Here is a 19,583-nt window from a genome sequence, read left to right as displayed (position 1 = left end):
TCACCTCACCAACGGGAGGCGTCGAAGCTGCCGCCGTCCCCCGGGGGTCGGGCGTTGAACAGCCGCATGGACCCGCGGTGCCCCGGCAGCGGACCGTCGGTGACCCGGTCGTCGGGGTAGAAGGAGACGACGGTGACGGACGCCGGGGCCAGCTCCATCCGGTGGACGACGGCGATGTCGACGCCGAGCGCCGCCGCCGTCAGGGTCTTGATCGGCGTCACGTGCGAGGCCACCACCACGGTCGACCCGGCGTGCTCCTCGACCACTCGCCGCAGCCCTGCGTGCACCCGGTCGCGCACCGACCCGAACGACTCCCCGCCCGGAGGCGAGACCTGGGGGTCGGCGATCCAGCTCATCAGGTGCTCGGGGTCGCGCTCCATCACCTCGGGGAAGGTCAGCCCCTCCCAGTCACCGAACTCCATCTCGGCGAAGCCCGGCTCGGGCGCGGCGGCACGTCCCAGGCGGTCGCCCAGCACGGCCGCCGTCTCGACGGTGCGCCGCACCGGCGAGGTGACCAGGGCGCCGACGGTCTCGGCCAGCGGCGCCAGCCAGTCGGCGGTCGCCCGCACCTGCGCCAGGCCCTCGGCCGACAGCGGCGGGTTGTCGCCGCCCAGGCCCCCGGAGAACTTCTTCGAGGCGGTGTGCACGGTGACGCCGTGCCGCACCAGCACCAGGGTGGTGGCGGGCCCGCCCGACGCGGCCCAGCCGCGCGCGGGCGCGGGCTTCTGCTCGGTCGCAGCCGCGGTGGGGGCGTTCTCCACCTCGGGGGCGTAGGAGACCCCGTCGCGAATGCCGTCCAGGGCCTCGTTGGCGAGGCGGTCGGCGTGGGCGTTCTCGGCGCGCGGCACCCACGTGTAGGTGGTGCCGGCCGGGGCGAGCGCGGACGCCTCCGCGTGCAGCGGCCTCATCGCCGGGTGCTTGACCTTCCAGGCACCCTTCATCTGCTCCACGACGAGCTTGGAGTCCATCCGCACCTCGATCGCGGCGCCCGGGGCCACCTCGGCGGCCAGCCGCAGCCCGGCGACCAGGCCGGAGTACTCGGCCACGTTGTTCGTGGCGCGACCGATCGTGGTGCCGTCCTCGGCGAGCACCTCGCCGGAGGCGGCGTCGCGCACCAGGGCGCCGTAGGCGGCCGGGCCGGGGTTGCCGCGGGAGCCGCCGTCGGCCTCGACGACGACCGTGGTCGACCGGGGCCGGCTCACAGCCCGGATTCGGCCGTGCGCACGATGATCCGGTCGCACTCCTCGCAGCGCAGCACCTCGTCGGTGGTGGCGGCGCGGAACTCGGCGAGCACGCCCGGGTCGAGCGCCAGCTGGCAGCCGGTGCAGCGGCGCTGCACCAGCGGTGCCGCCGCGACCCCGCCCTTGGCGGCACGGAGCCGGTCGTAGAGCTTCACCAGCGGCTCGGGCAGGCCCTCGGCCGCCGGCCCGCGGGCGCCCTGGACCTCGGCGAGCTCGGTGGCCAGGCCGGCGTCCTTGGCCGCGCGGGTGCTCTCGAGCTCGTCGCGCTTCTCCTCGATGACCGCGACCTGGTCGGAGAGCTGCTGGAGCATCGCGGTCGCGGCCTCCAGCCGCTCCATGACCTCGAGCTCCTCGTCCTCCAGGGTCCCGATGCGACGCTCGAGGGAGACCAGCTCCGCGCTCATCCGCTCGAGGTCCTTGGGGTTGGAGATGGCGCCGGAGTCCATCCGGTCGCGGTCGCGGGTGCGACGCGTCTTCACGGCCTCCACGTCGGCGTCGACCTTCTTCTGCTCGACGGTCAGGTCGTCGACCAGGATCTGGGCGTCACGCACCTGGTCGACCAGGCCGGAGCGCTCCTTCTCCAGCTCGGCGACCTGCGCGATCTCCGGCAGCGTGCGCCGCTGGTGGGTGATGCGGTCGGCGCGGGAGTCGAGGTCCTGCACCTCCAGCAGCTGGAGCTGGGCGGCGGGGTCGGCTTTCAGCGTCGTCTCCTTGTTCCTCTACCCGGGCGCGTGCCTGCTGTTCAGGCCCGCAGCGACCAGGGGTCCGTGCACGTCGTGCTGACGCGGACCTCCACGGTATCGCCCCCGGGCAGCATGGGCAGCGTCGCGGTCAGCCGATCGGCCAGCACGGGCAGCCAGGTCCACTCCGCAGCCCAGTGCGGGACGTCGACGAGGGCCGGCGCGCCGTGCTCCAGCAGCTCCGAGGCGGGGTGGTGGCGCAGGTCCGAGGTGACGTACACGTCGGCCTCGCCCCGCGCGGCCAGCCCGCGCACGGTGTCCAGCAGGAAGTCGCCCGCGCCGCCGCACAGCGCCACCGACCGCACCAGGCGGTCGGGGTCCCCACCGGCGCGCACCCCGGCGGTGGTGCCGGGCAGGCTCGCGGCCACGTGCCGGGTGAACGCGGCCAGGGTCATCGGCGCGGGCAGCACGCCGAGGCGTCCGGTGCCGGTGGTCGGCTCGACGAGGCCGGGGTCGGCCATCTCGAGCACGTCGTAGGCGGGCTCCTCGTAGGGGTGCGCGGCGAGCATCGCCCGGACGACGGCCGCCCGCCGCGTCCGCGGGAGCACGACCTCGATCCGCACCTCCTCGACCACCTCCGGCACCCCGACCGTGCCGATCGTCGGGTGCGCGCCGGCGACGGGCCGGAACCGCCCCTCCCCGGCCGTCGTGAACGAGGCCTGCTCGTAGTCGCCCAGCCGGCCGGCGCCGGCCTCGGCCAGCGCGGCCCGCATCCCGTCGGCCTCCGCCACCGGCACGAAGACGCTGAGCTTGTCGAGCGCCGGGCCGCGTGCCTCGTCCGGGACGAGGGGGCGGACGTCGGCGAGCCCGAGCGCGAGCGCCATCGACTCCGAGACACCCCCGAGGGCCAGGTCGGCGTTGGTGTGCGCGGTGAGCAGCGCGCAACCGGTGCGCACCAGCGTGGTCAGGGTCCGCCCCTTGGGCGTGGCCGGCGTGAACCCGTGCACGCCCTTGAGGAACAGCGGGTGGTGGGTGAGGAGCAGGTCGGCGTCCCAGGCCTCCGCCTCGGTCGCGACTGCCGGAGCGGGGTCCACGGCGAGCAGGACCCGGCGGACCGGCTGGTCGTCCTCGCCCCAGGTACGGCCCACCCTGTCCCACGACTCCGCCGTGGACGGCGGGTACCAGCCGTCCACGAGGGACTGGACCTGCTGGAGCGTGGGGGCCGGTGTGCTGTCCGCCATGCGCCCGACCCTAGCCACCGCCACGGGCCTACGCTCAGGGCGTGCCCGTCGTGAAGATCAACGCCATCTCCGTCCCGCCCGGCGCCGGTGAGGAGCTCGAGAAGCGGTTCGCCGCCCGTGCCCACTCCGTCGACGGCTCCCCCGGGTTCCTCGGCTTCCAGCTGCTGCGCCCCACCGGCGGGGAGACCCGCTACTTCGTGGTGACCCACTGGGAGGACGAGGAGTCCTTCGCCGCGTGGCGCGACGGCGACGCCCGCGCCGCGCACGCCGCCCCCGAGGGCGAGGCCCCGCGCAAGCCGGTCTCCTCCGGCGCCGAGCTCCTCGAGTTCGACGTCGTGCTCGACGTCCGCCCCTGACCCACCCGTCCTCGCGCCGAGTCGGCAGCACGTTGCTGCCGACTCGGCGGCGGGGGCAGTCGAGCAGTGTCGGCGGAGCAGGGTCAGTTGACCTGGCGGGTGCGCCCCTCCCAGTAGGGGGCGCGCAGCTTGAACTTCTGCAGCTTGCCGGTGGCGGTGCGCGCCAGCTCGGGGCGGAACTCGATGCTGGTCGGCGACTTGTAGCCGGCGAGCCGGTCCTTGCACCACGCGATGAGGTCGGCCTCCGTGGCTTCCTCTCCGGGGGCGAGCACCACGAGCGCCTTGATCGTCTCGCCCCACTTCTCGCTGGGCACGCCGATCACCGCCACCTCGGCCACGGCCGGGTGGCTGAACAGGGCGTCCTCGACCTCGATCGAGGACACGTTCTCGCCGCCGGTGATGATCACGTCCTTCTTGCGGTCGCTGATGGTGAGGTAGCCGTCGGGGCCGATGGTGCCGCCGTCGCCGGTGTGGAACCAGCCGCCCTCGAGGCAGCGGGCGGACTCCTCCGGCTGCTCCCAGTAGCCCTCGAGCACCTGGTTCGCACGGGCGAGCACCTCGCCGCCCTCGCTGTGCTCGGTCGGCTCCGAGAGGGCCAGGCGGACGCCGAGGGCCGGCGCGCCCGCCCGCGTGAGCAGGCCCGCGCGCTCCTCGGCCGGCAGGTGGTCCCACTCGGCGCGGCCACGGTTGAACGTGAGCAGCGGGCTGGTCTCGGTGAGGCCGTAGATCTGGATGAACTCCCAGCCCAGCTCCTCCTCCACGCGCACGACCGTCTTCGTCGGGGGCGGGGCGCCGGCCATGATGATGCGGACCTTGTCGCGCCCCGGGATCGGCCCCTCCCAGTCCTTGGCGGCCTCGAGCACGGCGTTGGCGACCGCGGGCGCGGCACACATGAACGTGACGCCGTGCTCCTCGACGCGGCGCAGGATCTCCGCCCCGTCCACCTTGCGGAGCACGATCTGCGGGATGCCCAGCCCCGTGGTCGCGAACGGCATGCCCCAACCGTTGGCGTGGAACATCGGCAGCGTGTGCAGGTACACGTCCCGGTCGCTCAGGCCCGCGTGCATCGCGAACGTGACGGCGTTGGTCCACACGTTGCGGTGGGTGATCTGCACGCCCTTGGGCCGCGCGGTCGTGCCCGAGGTGTAGTTGATGTAGGCGGTGGCGTTCTCGTCGGGCTCCCAGGCCCGCGGCTCGGCCCCGCCGTCCTCCGGCGCCGCCGCGTAGAGGTGCTCGTCCTGCCCGAGCACGAAGGTGTGCTCCACCGGCATGTCGCCGAAGGTGTCGACGAGCTCCGGGTCCAGGTAGAGCACCCGGGCGCCGGAGTGCTCGAGGATGTAGCGGACCTCGTCGGGGCGCAGCCGGAAGTTCACGGGCACCAGGACGCGGCCGAAGCCGGCGACGCCGTAGAAGGACGTCAGCAGTCGCGCCGCGTTGTGGCTCACGACCGCCACCCGCTCGCCGACCTCGATCCCCAGCTCGTCCAGCTTCGCCGCCTGTCGCCGGGCCAGGGCGTGCATCTGCGCGTACGTGAGCGCGCCCTTCTCCCCCAGCGCCTCCGCGGGCTGCTCCGGCTCGTCGACGACGCCGGTGCGCTGGCCGTAGACGGTGAGTGCGCGGTCGAGGAAGTCGTTCACGCTGAACGGGACGATCATGGGCCCTCCTGGCGGTGGCGGAGCTCGGGCGGCGGTCGCAGATGTGACCGCCGCCACTGTAGGCCGGACGTCCGAGACTGCCCCGGCGTCACGCGGCGGACGTCGCTGAGCGGACGGCTGAGCACGCTCAGCGGCACGCTCCGCCGCGAAGGTCCCGGGCCGGTCGACCCTGGCGGCGCCCGGCCGCGCCGCGGTCCCCGATCCCCGACGCGGATGAGATGGCTCTCATGAACGGCTCACGCAGGCGTCATCCTCGGGCAGGATCGTCCTCGTCATGAACCGTTGGATGACCGCCGGGCTCGGCCTGGCCCTGCTCCTCGCCCTCGGCCTCGCCGGCTCCGTCGCCTGGGCCTCCTCCGGCGAGGACGAGGAGGAGCGCCGCGCCCCGATCGTGCTGCGCTCCCCCGGCACCGCCACACCCTCGGACACCGCCTCGCCCGGCACCGGTCCCTCCGACGACGCCACCGGCCGCGGCACCCGCGACGACCGGTCTGGCGACGGCGGGGACGACGGCGGGGACGACAGGGACGACCGCTCCGGTCGTGACGACGACTCCGACGACCGCGACGACGACCGCGACGACGACCGCGACGACCCCGACCTCGTCGTCCCGGACTACGACGACGATGACGACGATGACGGCGCGGACGACGACTCCTCCCGCGACGACTCCGACGACCGCGACGACGACTGACCGTGCCGCACCTCCCCCACCGCTCCGTCAGCGTCCGCACCCGCATCACCGCGGCCGTGGCGGCGCTGGTCGCGGCCAGCCTGGCGGTGGCCGGCCTGCTCGTCTGGGCCATCGAGAACCAGCGGCTGGAGGAGCACACCCAGGAGGCCGTCGAGCAGGAGCTGGGCGAGTTCGCCACCCTGGCCGCCGACGGCGTCGACCCCTCGACGGGCGAGCCGTACCCGGGCGTGGCCGCGCTGCTGCGCGAGTTCTTCGAGCGCAACGTCCCCGACACCGACGAGCTGCTGGTCGGATGGGTCGAGGGCCGCGACGTGCGCTACTACTCCGGCCAGGACGCCGACACGCTGGTCACCGACCCCGCGTTCGTCTCGGCGGTCGCCGACGTGGTGGCCACGGGCGGCACCAGCCGACTCAGCCTGCCCGGGGCGGGCGACCTGCTGCTCGTGGCGCAGCCCGTCACCGTCGACGGCGGCGAGCAGACCGGGGCGCTGGTCGTGGTGACCCGTCTCGACGTCACCTTCTCCGGTCTGGCGGAGACGATGCGCACCTACACGCTGGTCTCCCTGGTGGCGCTCCTGCTGGTCACGGCGGCCGCGTTCGCGCTCACGGGCAGGCTGCTCGCGCCACTGACGTCGCTGCGCCGCACGGCCGAGGAGGTCGCCTCGTCCGCGGACCTCTCCACCCGGCTGCCCGAGCGGGGCAACGACGACGTCACCGCGCTGACGCGCACGGTGAACCAGATGCTGGCCCGGCTCGAGGACGCCTTCGCCGAGCAGCGGCGGTTCCTCGACGACGCGGGCCACGAGCTCCGCACGCCGCTCACGGTGCTGCGTGGCCACCTCGAGCTGCTGGACGGCTCCGACCCGGCCGACGTGGCGGAGACCCGGGCGTTGCTGCTGGACGAGGTGGACCGCATGTCCCGCCTGGTCGGGGACCTCATCCTCCTCGCCAAGAGCGACCGGCCCGACTTCCTCCGCCCCGGCCCCGTCGACCTCGCCCGGCTCAGCGAGGACCTGCTCGCCAAGGCCACCGGCCTCGGGGACCGGGCCTGGCGCCTGGAGGCCGTCGGGACCGTCGGGACCGTCGAGGCCGACGAGCAGCGCCTGACCCAGGCCGTGCTCCAGCTGGCGTCCAACGCCGTGCGGCACACCGACCCCGGCGGCGAGATCTGCCTGGGCACGGCCTGGCGCCCGGACGACGGCGGGCGGCTGCGGCTGTGGGTGCGCGACACCGGCCCCGGGGTGCCGGAGGCCGAGCGGGAGCGCATCTTCGAGCGCTTCGCACGCGCCCCGGGCCAGCCCCCCGAGCACGAGGGCTTCGGCCTGGGCCTGTCCATCGTCTCGGCCATCGCCGGGGCGCACGACGGCCGGGTCACGCTGGACGAGGAGCACCCGGACGCCCCCCCGGACGCCCGCCACCGGGGCGCCCTGTTCACCCTCGAGGTCGCGGCGCCCGCGATCTCCGTCGAGCCGCACCCGGCTCCCACCGCCCAGGAGGTCCCGTGGCCCGCATCCTGATCGTCGAGGACGAGGAGCGGATCGCGTCCTTCGTGGCCAAGGGGCTGCGGGCCGACGGTCACCAGACGACCGTCGTCGGCGACGGCCTGTCGGCGCTCGACCACGCGCTGGCCGGCGTCGCCGACCTCGTCGTGCTCGACATCGGCCTGCCCGACATCGACGGGTTCGAGGTGCTCGAGCAGCTGCGCTCGCAGGGCAGCCGCGTGCCCGTGGTGGTGCTGACCGCCCGGGACTCCGTCACCGACACCGTCTCCGCCCTCGAAGGCGGCGCCGACGACTACCTCTCCAAGCCGTTCCGGTTCGCCGAGCTCCAGGCGCGGGTGCGGCTGCGGCTACGCCAGGCCCAGGCGGTCGCGGACGAGGCGCGCGGCCGCGACGTGCTCGAGGCCGGCGGGATCAGCCTGGACCTGCGCACCCGCCGCGCCCGCGTCGACGGCACCGAGGTCGACCTCTCCGCGCGGGAGTTCGCCATGGCCGAGCTGTTCATGAGCCACGCCGGCCAGGTGCTCTCCCGCGAGCAGCTGCTCGACCGGGTCTGGGGCTTCGACTTCGACCCCGGCTCCAACGTCGTGGACGTCTACGTGGGCTACCTGCGCAAGAAGCTCGGCGCCGAGGCGATCAGCACCGTCCGCGGCATGGGCTACCGCTTCGTGCTCTGAGCCGCCGAGGACGTCATACGTCTGAGGGACACTGCGTCCGCCCCGTATGACGTCCCGGCAGGCGTCAGCGCTTGAGGGCCGCCTTGGCCCGGACGCGGGCCTCGGTGCGGACGCGGTCCCACGGGGTCGGCCGCCCACGGCCGACGGCGTCACCGGCGACCGGCTCGGTCTGCTCCCACACGCGCCGCCAGGCGGCCACGTCGGGGCCCGACGGGTCCGGCGTGGTGCCGGCCGAGCGCCGCAGCTGGGCCTCGTACCAGGACGTCCGCTCCTCGTCGAGCAGCGCCGCGACGGCGTCCTTGATCCGGGGCGCGAACTCGCGCACCGACTCGCCCTCGGCGGCCCGCAGGGGCTCCCCGAAGCGCACGGTGACCTCGCGTCGACGACCATCCGTCTTCGACGGCCACCCGGCGCCGCGCGGCATGGCCGCGAAGGTGCCGCGGTGGGCCACCGGCACGACGGGCACGTCGTGGGTCTGCGCGAGGAACGCCGCGCCCATCCGGAAGCCCTGGAGCCACCCGTCGCGCGACCGGGTGCCCTCGGGGTAGACGACGAGCGACCAGCCGTCCGCGAGCACCTCGCCCGGGGTGGCGGCCATGGAGCCGCCGCGCCGGTCGATCGGGAAGGTGTTGAACACCAGCGAGGAGCCGACGGCCTTCCACCAGGTGTCGAAGAAGTAGTCCGCGGCCGCCGCGACGGCCGTCTTCCGCCGCCAGGCGTCGGGCAGCGACAGCAGCAGCAGGGGCGTGTCGAGGTGACTCGCGTGGTTGGCCACGAAGATGACCGGGCCGTCGAGGCGCTCGAGCACGTCGAGACCCTCGACGCGGGTGTGCACCTGGGAGCGGAACAGCGGCTCCAGGCCCACCTTCTGCGCGACCTCGCGGGCCGCCATCACGGCAGGACGCCGCGCCCAGCCCGTGTCGAAGACGGTGCTGTGCTGCGGCAGCACGTACGGCTCGGCCGAGCGCGGCACCTGGCCGCGCCGGCCCCAGCGGAACCCGCGTGCGGTCCGGCGGACGTCGCTGACGCCACCGGAGAGGAACTCACCGACGCCCATCCTCAGACCTTCACGTCCGCGAGGATGTGCGGCGGGTTGTGCAGGTAGGTGATCGACGGGCTGGTGCCCACCGACCCCGAGACCATCTCGAGGGCGTCGTTGAGCGAGGACGCAGCACGGAAGCCGAGCCGCTTGGCGACCTTGCGGTCGCCGCCCACCCAGACGACGTCGCCGACGTGGTCCATCGCGTGCGCCGCCCAGTACCACATGTAGAACGGGTGGACGCCGTGGTAGGCGTTCGAGGTGCGGTACAGGTGCCGGTACCAGGGGTCCTCGGCGAACTGCTTCTCGTACTTCTCCCCGATCACCTGCGGGTCGGTGGTCTCGGCGAGCACCTCCTCGTAGAAGTCCACGTAGGAGGGGTGGTGCAGCTGGTTGAAGCCCTCGTTGAGCGGGTGGTAGAGGATCACCGCTCCCCCGCGCTTGACCATCGGGTGGCCGCGGTAGGAGTTGAAGTAGTAGCCCAGGCCCATGCAGGTCGCGAGGATCGGGTTCATGGAGCTGTTGACGTTGTAGGGGCCCAGGTAGGGCACGCCCAGCACGAGGACGTCGGAGTAGCCGTCGACCTCGACGAGCTGCTGCTGGTGCACCTTGGCGATCGTCCGCTCGTGCACGGCCTCGACCTCGCCGGCGTTGACGCCGGTCAGGCCGTAGGGGGCGCGCATGTCGTGGAAGATCTTGTGCCGCAGCTTCTGCGGGGCCACCGCCAGGCCGCGGCGGGCCGCGAGCATCGACGCCTGGTCCTTGAGGTTCCACTCCCACTCGCGCTTCATCAGGAAGTCGAAGGGCTTGGGGAAGACGTCGTTGTTGACGGTCGTCTCGATCTGGAAGACCTTCACGTGGTCCTTGATGAGCCGACCCATGCGCCACGCGGAGTGGTGCATCTTCGAGGCCTTGTGGTCCATGAACGACCGGCTGTGGACCATCGTCTTGGCCGTGTGGTGGTGCTTGAGCGAGGTGTAGGACGACAGCCCCACGCCGACGGACTTGTGCCCGCCGTCCATCGCCACCAGGTTGAGGTTCACGTAGACCAGCAGGTCGGACTCGGCGGCCCGCTTGCTGATCTCGACGTCCTCGCCCTCGTCGGTGGTGCCCAGGTGCGCGAGCGCGTCGCGGTCCTCGGCGTCGAAGTTGTAGAGCTTGCCCTGCGGGTAGAACGACCGGAAGACGCGCTCGCCGACGATGTGCTCGAGCTCGGCGGCGTTCATCCGGCGGTGCAGCGCGTTGGCGGCGATGATCTCGACGTCGTCCACGCCCGCGGCGGCGGCCAGGGTCAGCACGGCCTCGATCACCCGCTGGCGGACGTCGGGTCGCTGCATCGTGGGCAGCGGCAGCGAGAGGTCGTCGAAGGCGATCGTCAGTCGCATGCCGGAGAACAGCAGCTCGGGCAGCGGCTCGGAGTCGACGGGGTTCAGCAGGGCGTCGCGGATGGCGCCGTCCACGTCGTCGATCGCCGGGAGGGACTCCGGCGGGTAGACGACGCGGGTCCCCAGCGGGAACTCCTCCATGCGGAAGCCGAGGCCCTCGTGGACGACCAGCGGCGGGGTGCGGTCGTCGACCTCCAGGACGAATCCGGGTCTGCTCACGGGTGCTCCACCTTGATCTCTCGTGCAGTAGTACTGGGTCTCGACGCGCCGCCGCGCCCTCGTGCCTCGGTCGCGCCGCTTGCTCGACCTCCCCGGGCCCACGCCACTCGTTCGTCCCTCACGAGCGGCTGCCCGGTGAGAAGGCGACCTTCACGGTGCCGAGGCGGCCTGCGGAGTGCGCGTGGTCGATCGCCTCGCGCCAGCGGTGCAGCGGGTAGCGGGCCACGGAGTCGGCCATGGCGGCGACGGCCTCGTGCCGGGCCAGGTCGACGGCCACGTCGAAGGAGCCCTTCTCGGCACCGTCCGCGCCGGTCAGGGCTGTCTCGGTGCGGGCCGAGGCGTAGGTGCCGACCAGCTCGAGCTCGCGGAACCACAGCGCCGAGAGGTCGGCCGGAGCCGGCATCCCGGAGACGACCACGCGTCCGCCGGCGCGGGTGGCACCCATGGCGGTCTCCAGGGAGGCCGCGGAACCGACGGCGTCGATCGCCACGTCCACGCCACCCAGCAGGTAGGGACGCGAGAACTCCGGGCGCAGCTGGAAGGCGCCGGTGGAGCGGCGCACCCGGCGCAGCACCTCGGACGGCGCCACCACGTCGGTCGCGCCGGCGAGCCGGGCGATCTCCTTCTGCAGCGGGTGCTTGGCGACGACGAGGATCTCGGCGGCCGGGGTCAGCTCGCGCAGGGCGAGCGTGGCCAGCAGGCCGACCGCTCCGGCGCCGGAGACGAGCACCCGGTCACCGGGCTGCACGCCCGCGCGCAGGGCGGTGTGGACGGCGCACGCGATCGGCTCGACCAGCACGGCCTGCTCGTCGGTGAGCGCGTCGGGCACCGGGTGCAGCTGGCTGCGGTGCGCGACCAGCTGCTGGCCCCACCCACCGCCGGTGTCGGCGCAGAAGCCGGTCTGCAGGCCGGGCGAGAGGTGACCGACCGTGATCCGCGAGCAGCGGTTCGTCGCGCCGACCGCACAGGCCTCGCAGGACTCCACGCCACGCGCGGCGCAGGTCAGCACCGGGTCGACGACGACGCGGGTGCCGGCGGGCAGGTCCTCGCAGTCGTCCACCAGGTCGGCGACGACCTCGTGGCCGGGGGTGAACGGCAGCGACACGACGGCCGAGAAGTACAGCGACGTGCGACCCGAGAGCATCCCGAGGTCGGAGCCGCAGATGCCGGACAGCCGGGTGCGCAGCCGGGCCCAGCCGGGCTTGCCGGTGGCCTTGGGGGCCTCGGGGCTCGCCACCCGCAGCGGCGCGGCGAAGCCGGACAGGATGCCGGGCATGCGGCTGCCCATGGCCTTGCCGGCCAGGGTCCGCGGCACGGACCGGAACATCTCCAGGGCGACGGTCATCGGGCGCTCCCGGCGGGGTCGAGGGTGCGGCGTCCGGTCTCGGGGCTGGCCCAGTCGACGATCGTCCAGTGGTGCCGGCGGGCGTGCCGCATGAGCGCGACGTCCGGGCTGACGGCGACGGGGTGCCCGACCTCGGCCAGCAGCGGCATGTCGGAGTGGGAGTCGGCGTAGGCGAACGAGCGGGACAGGTCGAGCCCGTGCTCGCTGGCGTAGCCGCGCAGGAACGCCGCACGGGACTCCCCCACCAGCGGCGAGGAGACCAGGTGACCGGTGGCGCGGCCGCGCTCGTCGGCCACCAGGTCGACGGCCTCGACGTGGTCGAACAGCGGCGCCAGCGGCCGGGTCAGCGGGCGCACGGCACCGGTCACCAGCACGGTGCGGTGCCCGGCCCGGCGGTGCTCGCGGATGCGGCGCACCGCCTCCGGTGCCAGGCGGGAGAGCACGTGGGCGGTGAGCAGCTCGTCGGCGACCGCGTCCAGCTCGGCCAGGTCGGCGCCGGCGTACTCGCGGTACACCGCACGCAGCAGGGCGCCGCGCTCCTTGCGCTCGGCACGCACCAGCCCCGGCACGCGGGCCGCGGTGCGGGCCAGCTCGGCGAGGCGTCCGGTGCCCTCCAGCTCGGCCAGGCGCATCCACAGGTAGGTCTCGACCACGTTGGACGACAGCAGGGTGCCGTCCATGTCGAAGACGGCGACGACGTCCGACTCCCCCGAGCCCTGCTCCGGCGTCGGACCCGCCGCGGGGCCCTCGACGACCGTGCGCAGCTCGGAGCCTCCGGCAGTGCGGCCCTTCTCGCGGCGCAGGCGCAGCTCGTCGAGACGGCGCACCGGCTTGGTCACCGACGGGAAGTGGATGTCGCCCAGGTACACGGGCCACTCGACCGCCGCGGTGTCGAACTTGAACACCGCTTGGTCGGCGTCGGAGAGCGAGTGCTGGAGCGCCAGCGTGCGGCGGTCGGAGTAGCGCAGGTCGGCCTTCGCGTACTCCTGGTAGAGCGTCAGGTAGCGGCGCAGGAACTCCACCCGCGCGTTCTGCTTGTCGATGCCGGTCGCGATCGACCGCGAGCGGGCCGAGCGGGGTGCCCGGTCGACGAGGTAGTCGGCGACCTTGAGGGCACGCTCGCTGGTGGACAGCAGCCGCTCGACGCTGGCCGCACCGGGGAACTTCCAGGTCGGCAGCGCGACGGTGCCGCGCGGGCCGCCCGCGAACGGGTGGGCCTGGAAGTAGTCGCGCACCTGCTCGTAGAGCACGCGGAAGGTGAGCGGGTTGCGGTCGCCGGAGGAGACGTGGAAGTAGGCCACCTCGGCGGGGGCCGGCGGGTGGGCCAGCACCGCGACGATCGCGGAGACCACGTGGTCGACCGGGACGATGTCGATGGTGGTGTCGGACGCGGCGGGGAACTCGGGCAGCTCGCCGCGGCCGTAGGCGAGGATGAGCGGCTCGGCCATCTTGAAGCCCTCGATCCAGCCCGGGTAGGGCCGCTCGAGCGCGGACTCGATGATGCTCGGGCGGACGATCGAGACGACCCGGCCGCCGGCGGCGTGGGCCTCGACGACCCGCTCCCCCAGTGCCTTGGTGAAGGTGTAGCAGTCGGTCCAGCCGAGGCTGCGGGCCCGCTCGGTGCCGACCCGGACCAGCTCGTCCTTCACCCACTGCTTGCGGGCCTCCTCGGCCGCACGCGAGGCGGTGAGCATGCCGGCGCGACCGTGGGTGCGCTCGGCGGCCTCGCTCAGCTCGGCGAGCTTGTCGCTGGTGCGCGAGCGGTGCTCGACCTCGCCCTTCTGGGCCAGGCCCCAGGCCAGCTCTGCCGCCACGTCCACGTCGTGCTCGACGCTCGCCTCGGGCACGTGGCCGCGGCGACGCCCGGCCACGTAGGCGGTGGAGACGTGCACGTAGTGGACGGGGCTGCCCTGGGCGGTCTCGACCTCGGCGACCCGCGCGAGCAGGTCGCGCGTGCCGACCACGTTGGTGGTGAAGGCCTCGTGCACGGGCGGGTCGAAGCTGACGTCGCCGGCGCAGTGCACGACCGCGTCGATGCCGGTGGGCAGGGCGGGGACGTCGGCCAGGTCGCCGTCCAGGACGCCGACCTTGGCCGCCATCAGTGCCTCGACCCCGCCGGCGGCCTCGACCACCTGCCTGAAGATCGGCTTGCCGAGCAGCTTGGCGGTGCGCTGCGCACCGGTGATCGCGCCCTTGGGGCGGACGAGCACGGTGGTGCGGACGTCGGGCACCTCGGTGAGGAGGAGGTGCAGCAGTGCCTCGCCGACGAACCCGGTGACACCGGTGAGCAGCACGTGCTGACCCGCCAACCTCGCCGCGACCCCGCCGGCCTGCGCCTGTGCCTGCGCCTCTGCCTGCGCCATGCGTCCTCCTGTCGTGCCACCGGGGTGTGGTCCCGGTGCCTGCGCACCGTACCGGGTGGGGGCGACGGGCCCGTCACAGGTGGCGGACATCCCTGCCCGCCGGTGCGACCGAACCCACGCCCCCTCACCCGATCGGTGGGCCCGGGGGTCAGCCGATGACGCCGGCGCCCTCGAGGATCAGCCACACGCCGAAGAGCGCGAAGAGCACCGCAGCACCGATCTGGATGACCTTCTCGGGCAGCTTCCGGCCGAGCACGGCACCGACGACGATCGCGAGCGCGTCCGCGGCGACCATGCCGACCGTCGAGCCGATCCAGGTGCCGAGCCAGCCGTGCTGCGTGGCCAGCGTGATCGTGGCGAGCATGGTCTTGTCGCCCAGCTCGGCGAGGAAGAAGGCGGTACCGACCGCGAGCAGGGCCATGCCCTTGGACTTGCGGGCCTTGTCGGCCTCCTCGTCGGTGAGCTCGTCGCCGCGCAGCGTCCACACCGCGAAGGCGAGGAAGGCGACACCGGCGACGATCGCGATCACGCCCTGGTACTCGCCGAACGCGTCGCCGATGAAGAAGCCGATCGCCACCGAGGCGAGGTGGACGATCGCGGTGGCGACGGTGATGCCGAGGATGACGTCGCGGGCGCGGTAGCGCGAGGCGAACGTCATGGCCATGAGCTGCGACTTGTCGCCGAGCTCGGCCACGAAGATCACGGCCGTGGAGATGAGGAATGCTTCCATCAGGGGGTCCTTCCCGGGCCCGACCTGGCGCTCACCGCGGGGGACGCGCGCCTCGGCCGGGCACGTGTCGTGGGCGTCCGCGCAGGCTCGCGCGGACGTACTGGCAGTGCCGGCCGAAGGTCTCGTCCGCCGCAGGCGGCCCCTCGTACCGGACCCGGCACTCCTGGCGGAGAGCCCGATCAGTGTGTCGACACGAGGCGTTGAGGACTACTCCCCCTCGAACAGGCAGCAACGCTACCAGGCGTGCACTCGCGCGTGCACTGCGACGTCGGCCACGCCCGCCGGCGCGGGTGGTCTCACTCCCGCGAGAACGCCGAGGCCCGGGCCACCTGCTCGTCGGTGGGCAGCACGCCGGTGTAGCGCTCGAACTGGCGCGCGGCCTGCAGCGCGATGACCTCGGCGCCCGTCACGACCGGCAGCGACGCCTCCCGGGCGGCACGGACCAGCGGGGTCTCGGACGGGAACGCCACCACGTCGAGGACACCCGAGGACGCGGCCAGGTGCCGGTGCGGGTAGGCCAGCTCGTCGGCCTGGGGCCCGTCCATGCCCAGCGGCGTCACGTTCACCAGCAGCGCCCCGTCCACGGGTGCGTCCGGCACGTCGGGCACCCAGCGGTACCCGTAGCGCTGGGCGAGGGCCTGGCCGGCCTCGGCGTTGCGGGCCACCACGGTGACGTCCTCGTAGCCGCTCCCCCGCAGCGCGGCGACGACGGCCTTCGCCATGCCGCCGGAGCCGCGCAGCAGCACCGGCGCGGAGGAGTCGAGCCCGTGCCGCTCGACCAGCAGCTGCACCGCCTCGTAGTCGGTGTTGGAGGCGACGAGGTGACCGCCGGTGTTGACGATGGTGTTGACGGCGTCGATGGCGGCCGCCGACTCCTCCACCTCGTCGACGAACGCCATGACGTCGGTCTTGAACGGCATCGAGACCGACGCGCCGCGGATGCCCAGCGCCCGCACCCCGCGGATCGCGCCCTCGAGGTCGTCGGTGCTGAAGGCCTTGTAGACGAACGGGAGCCCCAGCTCGTCGTAGAGGTAGTTGTGGAAGCGCGTGCCGATGTTGGAGGGCCGGCCCGAGAGGGAGATGCAGAGCGTCATGTCGCGGTGGAGGATCGGCATGGTCACACTCTGCCCGGCGTGGGAAGAGCCGCGTCACCCGGTGGGTTCCCGACTGGCGTGACTCCCCGCTCCCCGATCGAGCGCGTCGTCGTCCTGCACGGCTACGGCGCGACGCCCGACGACCACTGGTTCCGTTCCCTGGCCGCCTCCCTCGCACCACGCGAGGTCCTGCTCCCGACGCTGCCGGACCCGCAGACCCCCGGGGTGGAGGCCTGGCTCGCCGTCGCGGGCGACGCGATCGGCACGCCGGACGAGACCACGGCGATCGTGGGCCACAGCCTGGGGTGCGTGACCGCCCTGCACGCCCTCGACCGGGTGCCCGGCGCGTGGCGCCTCGGCGGCCTGGTCCTGGTGGCGGGCTTCACCGCCCCGCGGCCGGCCCTGCCGATCGGCGCCTTCACCGAGGCGGTCCCGGACCTGGCGCGCACCGCGAGCCGCACCGGCCGTCGCGACGTCCTGCTCTCCGACGACGACCCGTTCGTGCCCGCGCCCCTCACGCGAGACCTGGCCGCCGGGCTGGACGCCCGCGTGCACGAGGTGCCCGGTGCCGGGCACTTCCTGGCCTCCGACGGCCTCACCGACCTGCCGGAGGCCACCGCCCTGCTGCTCGGCTGAGCCGGCTCACCAGTCGCCGAGGTGCTCGTCCACGTCGGCGACGGTGAGCGAGGTGGCCGGCACCTGGAGGGTCGGGCGGGCCCCGGTGGTCTCCAGACCGAGGTCGTCGGTCGTGCCGCGCACGACGGCGGCGAGGGCACGGACGGCGGTGGCGCCGTCCTCGCCCGCGGACACGTGGACGGTGCCGTACATGCGCCCCTCCTGCACGGCCCGGACGCCGTCGATGCTGCCGCCGAGGCCGACGACGGCGATCTCCGCGGCGCGCCCGGCACGGGTCACCACGCGGGCCGCGGCCACGCACTCGGGGTCGCCCTGGCACACCAGCACGTCCACCCGGTCGTGCGCGGCGAGCAGCTGCTCGGTCACGGGCACCGCGCGGGCGGCGTCGAAGTCGTTGTAGGCGCGACCGACGAGCCGGATGCCGGTGGTCGTCGCCAGACCGTCCTCGAAGCCGCGGGTGCGGGCCAGCTGCGGCGAGGACCCCTGCACCCCCTCCTCCAGGAGGACGCGGCACGGCGACGGGACGTCGGCGCAGACCTGGGCCACCAGCGCTGCCTGGGCCGTGCCGATCGCCACGTCGTCGAAGCCGGTGTGCAGCAGCGGACCGCCGTCGCCGTAGTCGGTCGCCAGGGTGCGGTTGGCGGTGATGACCGGGATGCCGGCGTCGATCGCGGCCTGCGCGGCCGCCAGGTTGGCCTCGGGGTCGACGGGCGCGACGGCGAGCGCGTCGACGCCCTGGTCCACGAGGTCGGCGATCGCCGCGTCCATGGTGGCGACGTCGTTGCCGGTGTCGACGAGCACGAGGTCGAGGTCGAGCGCCTCGGCCTGGGTCCGCGCGGAGGTCGTCCACGCACCCCAGAACACCTCCTCGGTGGCGGGCAGGACGATCGCGACGGTCGGCCGGTCGGCGTCGGCCGGGGCGGCCTCGTCGGTGCCGCACGCGGCCAGCACGGGGGCGAGGGCGAGGAGAGCGGCGATGGCGAGACCGGCCCTGCGCGAGCGGGGCGGAAGGACGGTGGTGCGAGACATGGGGGCTCCCGGGGAGTGGGCGGTGAGAGGGGCGAGCGGTCGCGTCAGAAGGTGAAGCGACGGACCTGGTCGGCCAGGCGGTCCGCGGTGCCGGAGAGCGTGTGGACGACGTCCCGGTTGGCCCGGACGGAGGCGGAGGTGCTGTCAGCGGCGTCGGCCACGCGGGCGATGCTGCCGCTGATGGCCTCGGTGTCGGCGGCCGCGCCGGAGGCCGAGCCCGACATCGTGGCGGTGGTGGCGGTCTGCTCCTCCACGGCGGCGGCGATGCGGGCCTGGTAGTCGTTGATCTCGGCGATGATCCCGCCGAAGCGCTCGATGGTGCTGACGGCCGCGGCGGTGTCGCCCTGGATGGTGTCGACGCGGCGCGAGATCTCCTCGGTCACCTGCGCGGTCTCCCGGGCCAGCTCCTGGACCTCGGAGGCGACCACGGCGAAGCCCTTGCCGGCCTCGCCGGCCCGCGCGGCCTCGATGGTGGCGTTGAGGGCGAGCAGGTTGGTCTGCTCGGCGATCCCGGCGATGAGTCGGACGGCCTCGTCGATCTGGCTGGAGCTGGTGCCGAGGGTGCCGACCAGGCCGGTGGCCTCCTCGGCGGCCAGGGTGGCGTCGTGGGCCACCTTGAGCGCGTCCTGGGCGCCACGGGAGATCTCGGTGATCGACTCGCGCAGCTCCTCGGCGCCCAGCGCCACGGCGTTGACGTTGGTCGTGACCTTGTGGGTGGCGTCCGCGGCCGCGGCGGACTCCTGGGTGGTGAGGCCGACCTCGGTCTCGATCCGCCCGGCGGACCCGGTGAGCTGCTCGACCGCCCCGGCCACCTGCTGGGAGCCGGCGGCCACGTCGCTGAGGATGGTGCGCAGACCGTCGGCGGCCTGGTCCTGGGCCGCGGCCACGCGCCCGATCTCGTCGCCGCGGCGGATGCCGGTGCGGGCGGTGAGGTCGCCGTGTGCCATCGCCTCGGCGACTCGCAGCACGTGCCCGACGGGGCCGGTGATGCTGCGGCTGAGCCCGACGGTGAGCAGGACACCGAGGAGCAGGGCCACGGCCACGCCCACCCAGACGAGCAGGATGGCTCGCTCGGCGACGGTCGTCGCCTCGACGAGCCGCTCCCCGGCAGCAGCCTGCTCGGTGCCGGCGATCTCGCTCAGGGCCTCGTTGATGGTCGCCGCGGAGGAGCGCGCGACCGAGGCGTTGTAGGTGGCCACCCAGTCCTCCACGGCACCGGCCTGCACCAGCGGCTCCAGGTACTGGCCCCGGATGAAGCGCCAGGTGGCGAGCGCGGCGGCGAAGTCGTCCCGCAGCGAGGCAGGGCTCGCCGGGTCGGCGGCCAGGTAGGCGGCCCAGGCCTCGTCGAGCTCGGTCTCGAGGTCGCTGCGTCGTTCGGTCAGGGCAGCACGGATGTCCTCGTCGCGGTTGACCAGCAGGTCCTGGTCGGTCTTGGCCAGGGCGTTGAAGCTGGAACGCACGTCCCCGGCGGCCCGGGTCGCCTCCAGGCTGGCGGAGCTGGTCCGTGCCAGCGTGTCCTCCAGGTCGCGCAGACCCAGGCTGCTGATCAGGCCGATGGCCACGCTGAGCAGCAGGATCAGGCCGATCCCGCCTCCCAGTCGCCGGCCCAGTGGCAGGTCGCCGATCCATCGCCGCAACGTCATGCCCGTCCCCGCTCGGTGCTCTGGCGCCGGCACGTCACCGGCACTGCTGCGCTGGGC

Annotated in this window: 17 protein-coding genes; 5 read left to right on the top strand and 12 right to left on the bottom strand. The window is 73.8% G+C overall.

Features of this window, described 5'->3' with window-relative positions:
- Positions 1-5 precede the first annotated feature (5 nt).
- The 3 genes from M8316_RS13295 to M8316_RS13285 all read right to left on the bottom strand — a co-directional run bounded on the left by M8316_RS13295 (position 6) and on the right by M8316_RS13285 (position 3,162).
- Entirely contained in the window at positions 6-1,202 is a 1,197-nt protein-coding gene (locus tag M8316_RS13295) for a bifunctional RNase H/acid phosphatase (RefSeq protein WP_250055285.1), read from the bottom strand.
- Entirely contained in the window at positions 1,199-1,903 is a 705-nt protein-coding gene (locus M8316_RS13290) for a zinc ribbon domain-containing protein (protein ID WP_250055283.1), read from the bottom strand. The genes M8316_RS13295 and M8316_RS13290 overlap by 4 nt, the downstream gene beginning before the upstream one ends.
- 80 nt (positions 1,904-1,983) lie before the next feature.
- A complete protein-coding gene (locus M8316_RS13285; protein WP_250055281.1) occupies positions 1,984-3,162 on the bottom strand; it encodes a Nif3-like dinuclear metal center hexameric protein in 1,179 nt (392 codons plus the stop codon).
- 41 nt (positions 3,163-3,203) lie between these two features.
- Between M8316_RS13285 and M8316_RS13280 the strand changes: the two genes are divergently transcribed.
- Positions 3,204-3,518 carry an antibiotic biosynthesis monooxygenase family protein gene (locus M8316_RS13280; RefSeq protein WP_250055279.1) on the top strand — a complete coding sequence of 105 codons (315 nt, stop codon included), beginning with the start codon at positions 3,204-3,206 and terminating at the stop codon, positions 3,516-3,518.
- Positions 3,519-3,601: 83 nt separating this feature from the next.
- Here the strand turns inward: M8316_RS13280 and M8316_RS13275 are convergent, their stop codons facing one another.
- Positions 3,602-5,173 carry an AMP-binding protein gene (locus M8316_RS13275; RefSeq protein ID WP_250055277.1) on the bottom strand — a complete coding sequence of 524 codons (1,572 nt, stop codon included), beginning with the start codon at positions 5,171-5,173 and terminating at the stop codon, positions 3,602-3,604.
- Between the two features lie 274 nt (positions 5,174-5,447).
- Here M8316_RS13275 and M8316_RS13270 point away from each other — a divergent pair, with 274 nt between their 5' ends.
- The 3 genes from M8316_RS13270 to M8316_RS13260 are packed head-to-tail and all read left to right on the top strand — an operon-like array spanning position 5,448 to position 8,043.
- The gene (locus M8316_RS13270; protein ID WP_250055275.1) at positions 5,448-5,867 is read left to right on the top strand and encodes a hypothetical protein; all 420 of its coding nucleotides are present in this window, start codon (positions 5,448-5,450) and stop codon (positions 5,865-5,867) included.
- A gap of 2 nt (positions 5,868-5,869) precedes the next feature.
- Positions 5,870-7,384 (top strand): sensor histidine kinase, encoded by a 1,515-nt coding sequence (locus M8316_RS21150; RefSeq protein ID WP_250055272.1) that lies wholly within the window; start codon positions 5,870-5,872, stop codon positions 7,382-7,384.
- Positions 7,369-8,043, top strand: a complete 675-nt coding sequence (locus M8316_RS13260) for a response regulator transcription factor (RefSeq protein ID WP_250055270.1) — start codon at positions 7,369-7,371, stop codon at positions 8,041-8,043. The genes M8316_RS21150 and M8316_RS13260 overlap by 16 nt, the downstream gene beginning before the upstream one ends.
- 64 nt (positions 8,044-8,107) lie before the next feature.
- Here the strand turns inward: M8316_RS13260 and M8316_RS13255 are convergent, their stop codons facing one another.
- From M8316_RS13255 to M8316_RS13230, 6 genes are all read right to left on the bottom strand, one after another.
- A complete protein-coding gene (locus M8316_RS13255; RefSeq protein WP_250055268.1) occupies positions 8,108-9,100 on the bottom strand; it encodes a lysophospholipid acyltransferase family protein in 993 nt (330 codons plus the stop codon).
- 2 nt (positions 9,101-9,102) lie between these two features.
- Positions 9,103-10,686, bottom strand: a complete 1,584-nt coding sequence (larAH, locus tag M8316_RS13250) for an NPN-dependent hydroxyacid isomerase, LarAH14/15/16 family (RefSeq protein ID WP_250055266.1) — start codon at positions 10,684-10,686, stop codon at positions 9,103-9,105.
- A gap of 118 nt (positions 10,687-10,804) precedes the next feature.
- Entirely contained in the window at positions 10,805-12,031 is a 1,227-nt protein-coding gene (locus M8316_RS13245) for a zinc-dependent alcohol dehydrogenase (RefSeq protein WP_250055264.1), read from the bottom strand.
- A complete protein-coding gene (locus M8316_RS13240) occupies positions 12,028-14,394 on the bottom strand; it encodes an HAD-IB family hydrolase (RefSeq protein ID WP_250055262.1) in 2,367 nt (788 codons plus the stop codon). The genes M8316_RS13245 and M8316_RS13240 overlap by 4 nt, the downstream gene beginning before the upstream one ends.
- A gap of 148 nt (positions 14,395-14,542) precedes the next feature.
- Positions 14,543-15,124, bottom strand: coding sequence for a TMEM165/GDT1 family protein (locus M8316_RS13235; RefSeq protein ID WP_250055260.1), 582 nt, complete (start codon positions 15,122-15,124; stop codon positions 14,543-14,545).
- 296 nt (positions 15,125-15,420) lie between these two features.
- Positions 15,421-16,239 carry a shikimate 5-dehydrogenase gene (locus M8316_RS13230; RefSeq protein ID WP_250055259.1) on the bottom strand — a complete coding sequence of 273 codons (819 nt, stop codon included), beginning with the start codon at positions 16,237-16,239 and terminating at the stop codon, positions 15,421-15,423.
- Positions 16,240-16,296: 57 nt separating this feature from the next.
- On the opposite strand from M8316_RS13230, the gene M8316_RS13225 reads away from it, so the two are divergent.
- On the top strand, positions 16,297-16,854 hold the full coding sequence (locus M8316_RS13225; protein WP_250055257.1) for an RBBP9/YdeN family alpha/beta hydrolase: 558 nt from the start codon (positions 16,297-16,299) through the stop codon (positions 16,852-16,854).
- A 6-nt stretch (positions 16,855-16,860) separates the two neighbouring features.
- Here M8316_RS13225 and M8316_RS13220 read toward each other — a convergent pair whose 3' ends face one another.
- Together M8316_RS13220 and M8316_RS13215 are read right to left on the bottom strand one after the other, a co-directional pair.
- On the bottom strand, positions 16,861-17,883 hold the full coding sequence (locus tag M8316_RS13220) for a sugar ABC transporter substrate-binding protein (RefSeq protein ID WP_250055255.1): 1,023 nt from the start codon (positions 17,881-17,883) through the stop codon (positions 16,861-16,863).
- 44 nt (positions 17,884-17,927) lie between these two features.
- Positions 17,928-19,526, bottom strand: a complete 1,599-nt coding sequence (locus M8316_RS13215) for a methyl-accepting chemotaxis protein (protein WP_250055253.1) — start codon at positions 19,524-19,526, stop codon at positions 17,928-17,930.
- Positions 19,527-19,583: the final 57 nt, after the last annotated feature.

This window comes from Nocardioides bruguierae (assembly GCF_023554635.1).
Lineage (GTDB): Bacteria > Actinomycetota > Actinomycetes > Propionibacteriales > Nocardioidaceae > Nocardioides > Nocardioides bruguierae.
The sequence above is the reverse complement of the archived record's forward strand: the minus strand, read 5'-3'. Positions and strand labels throughout refer to the sequence as shown.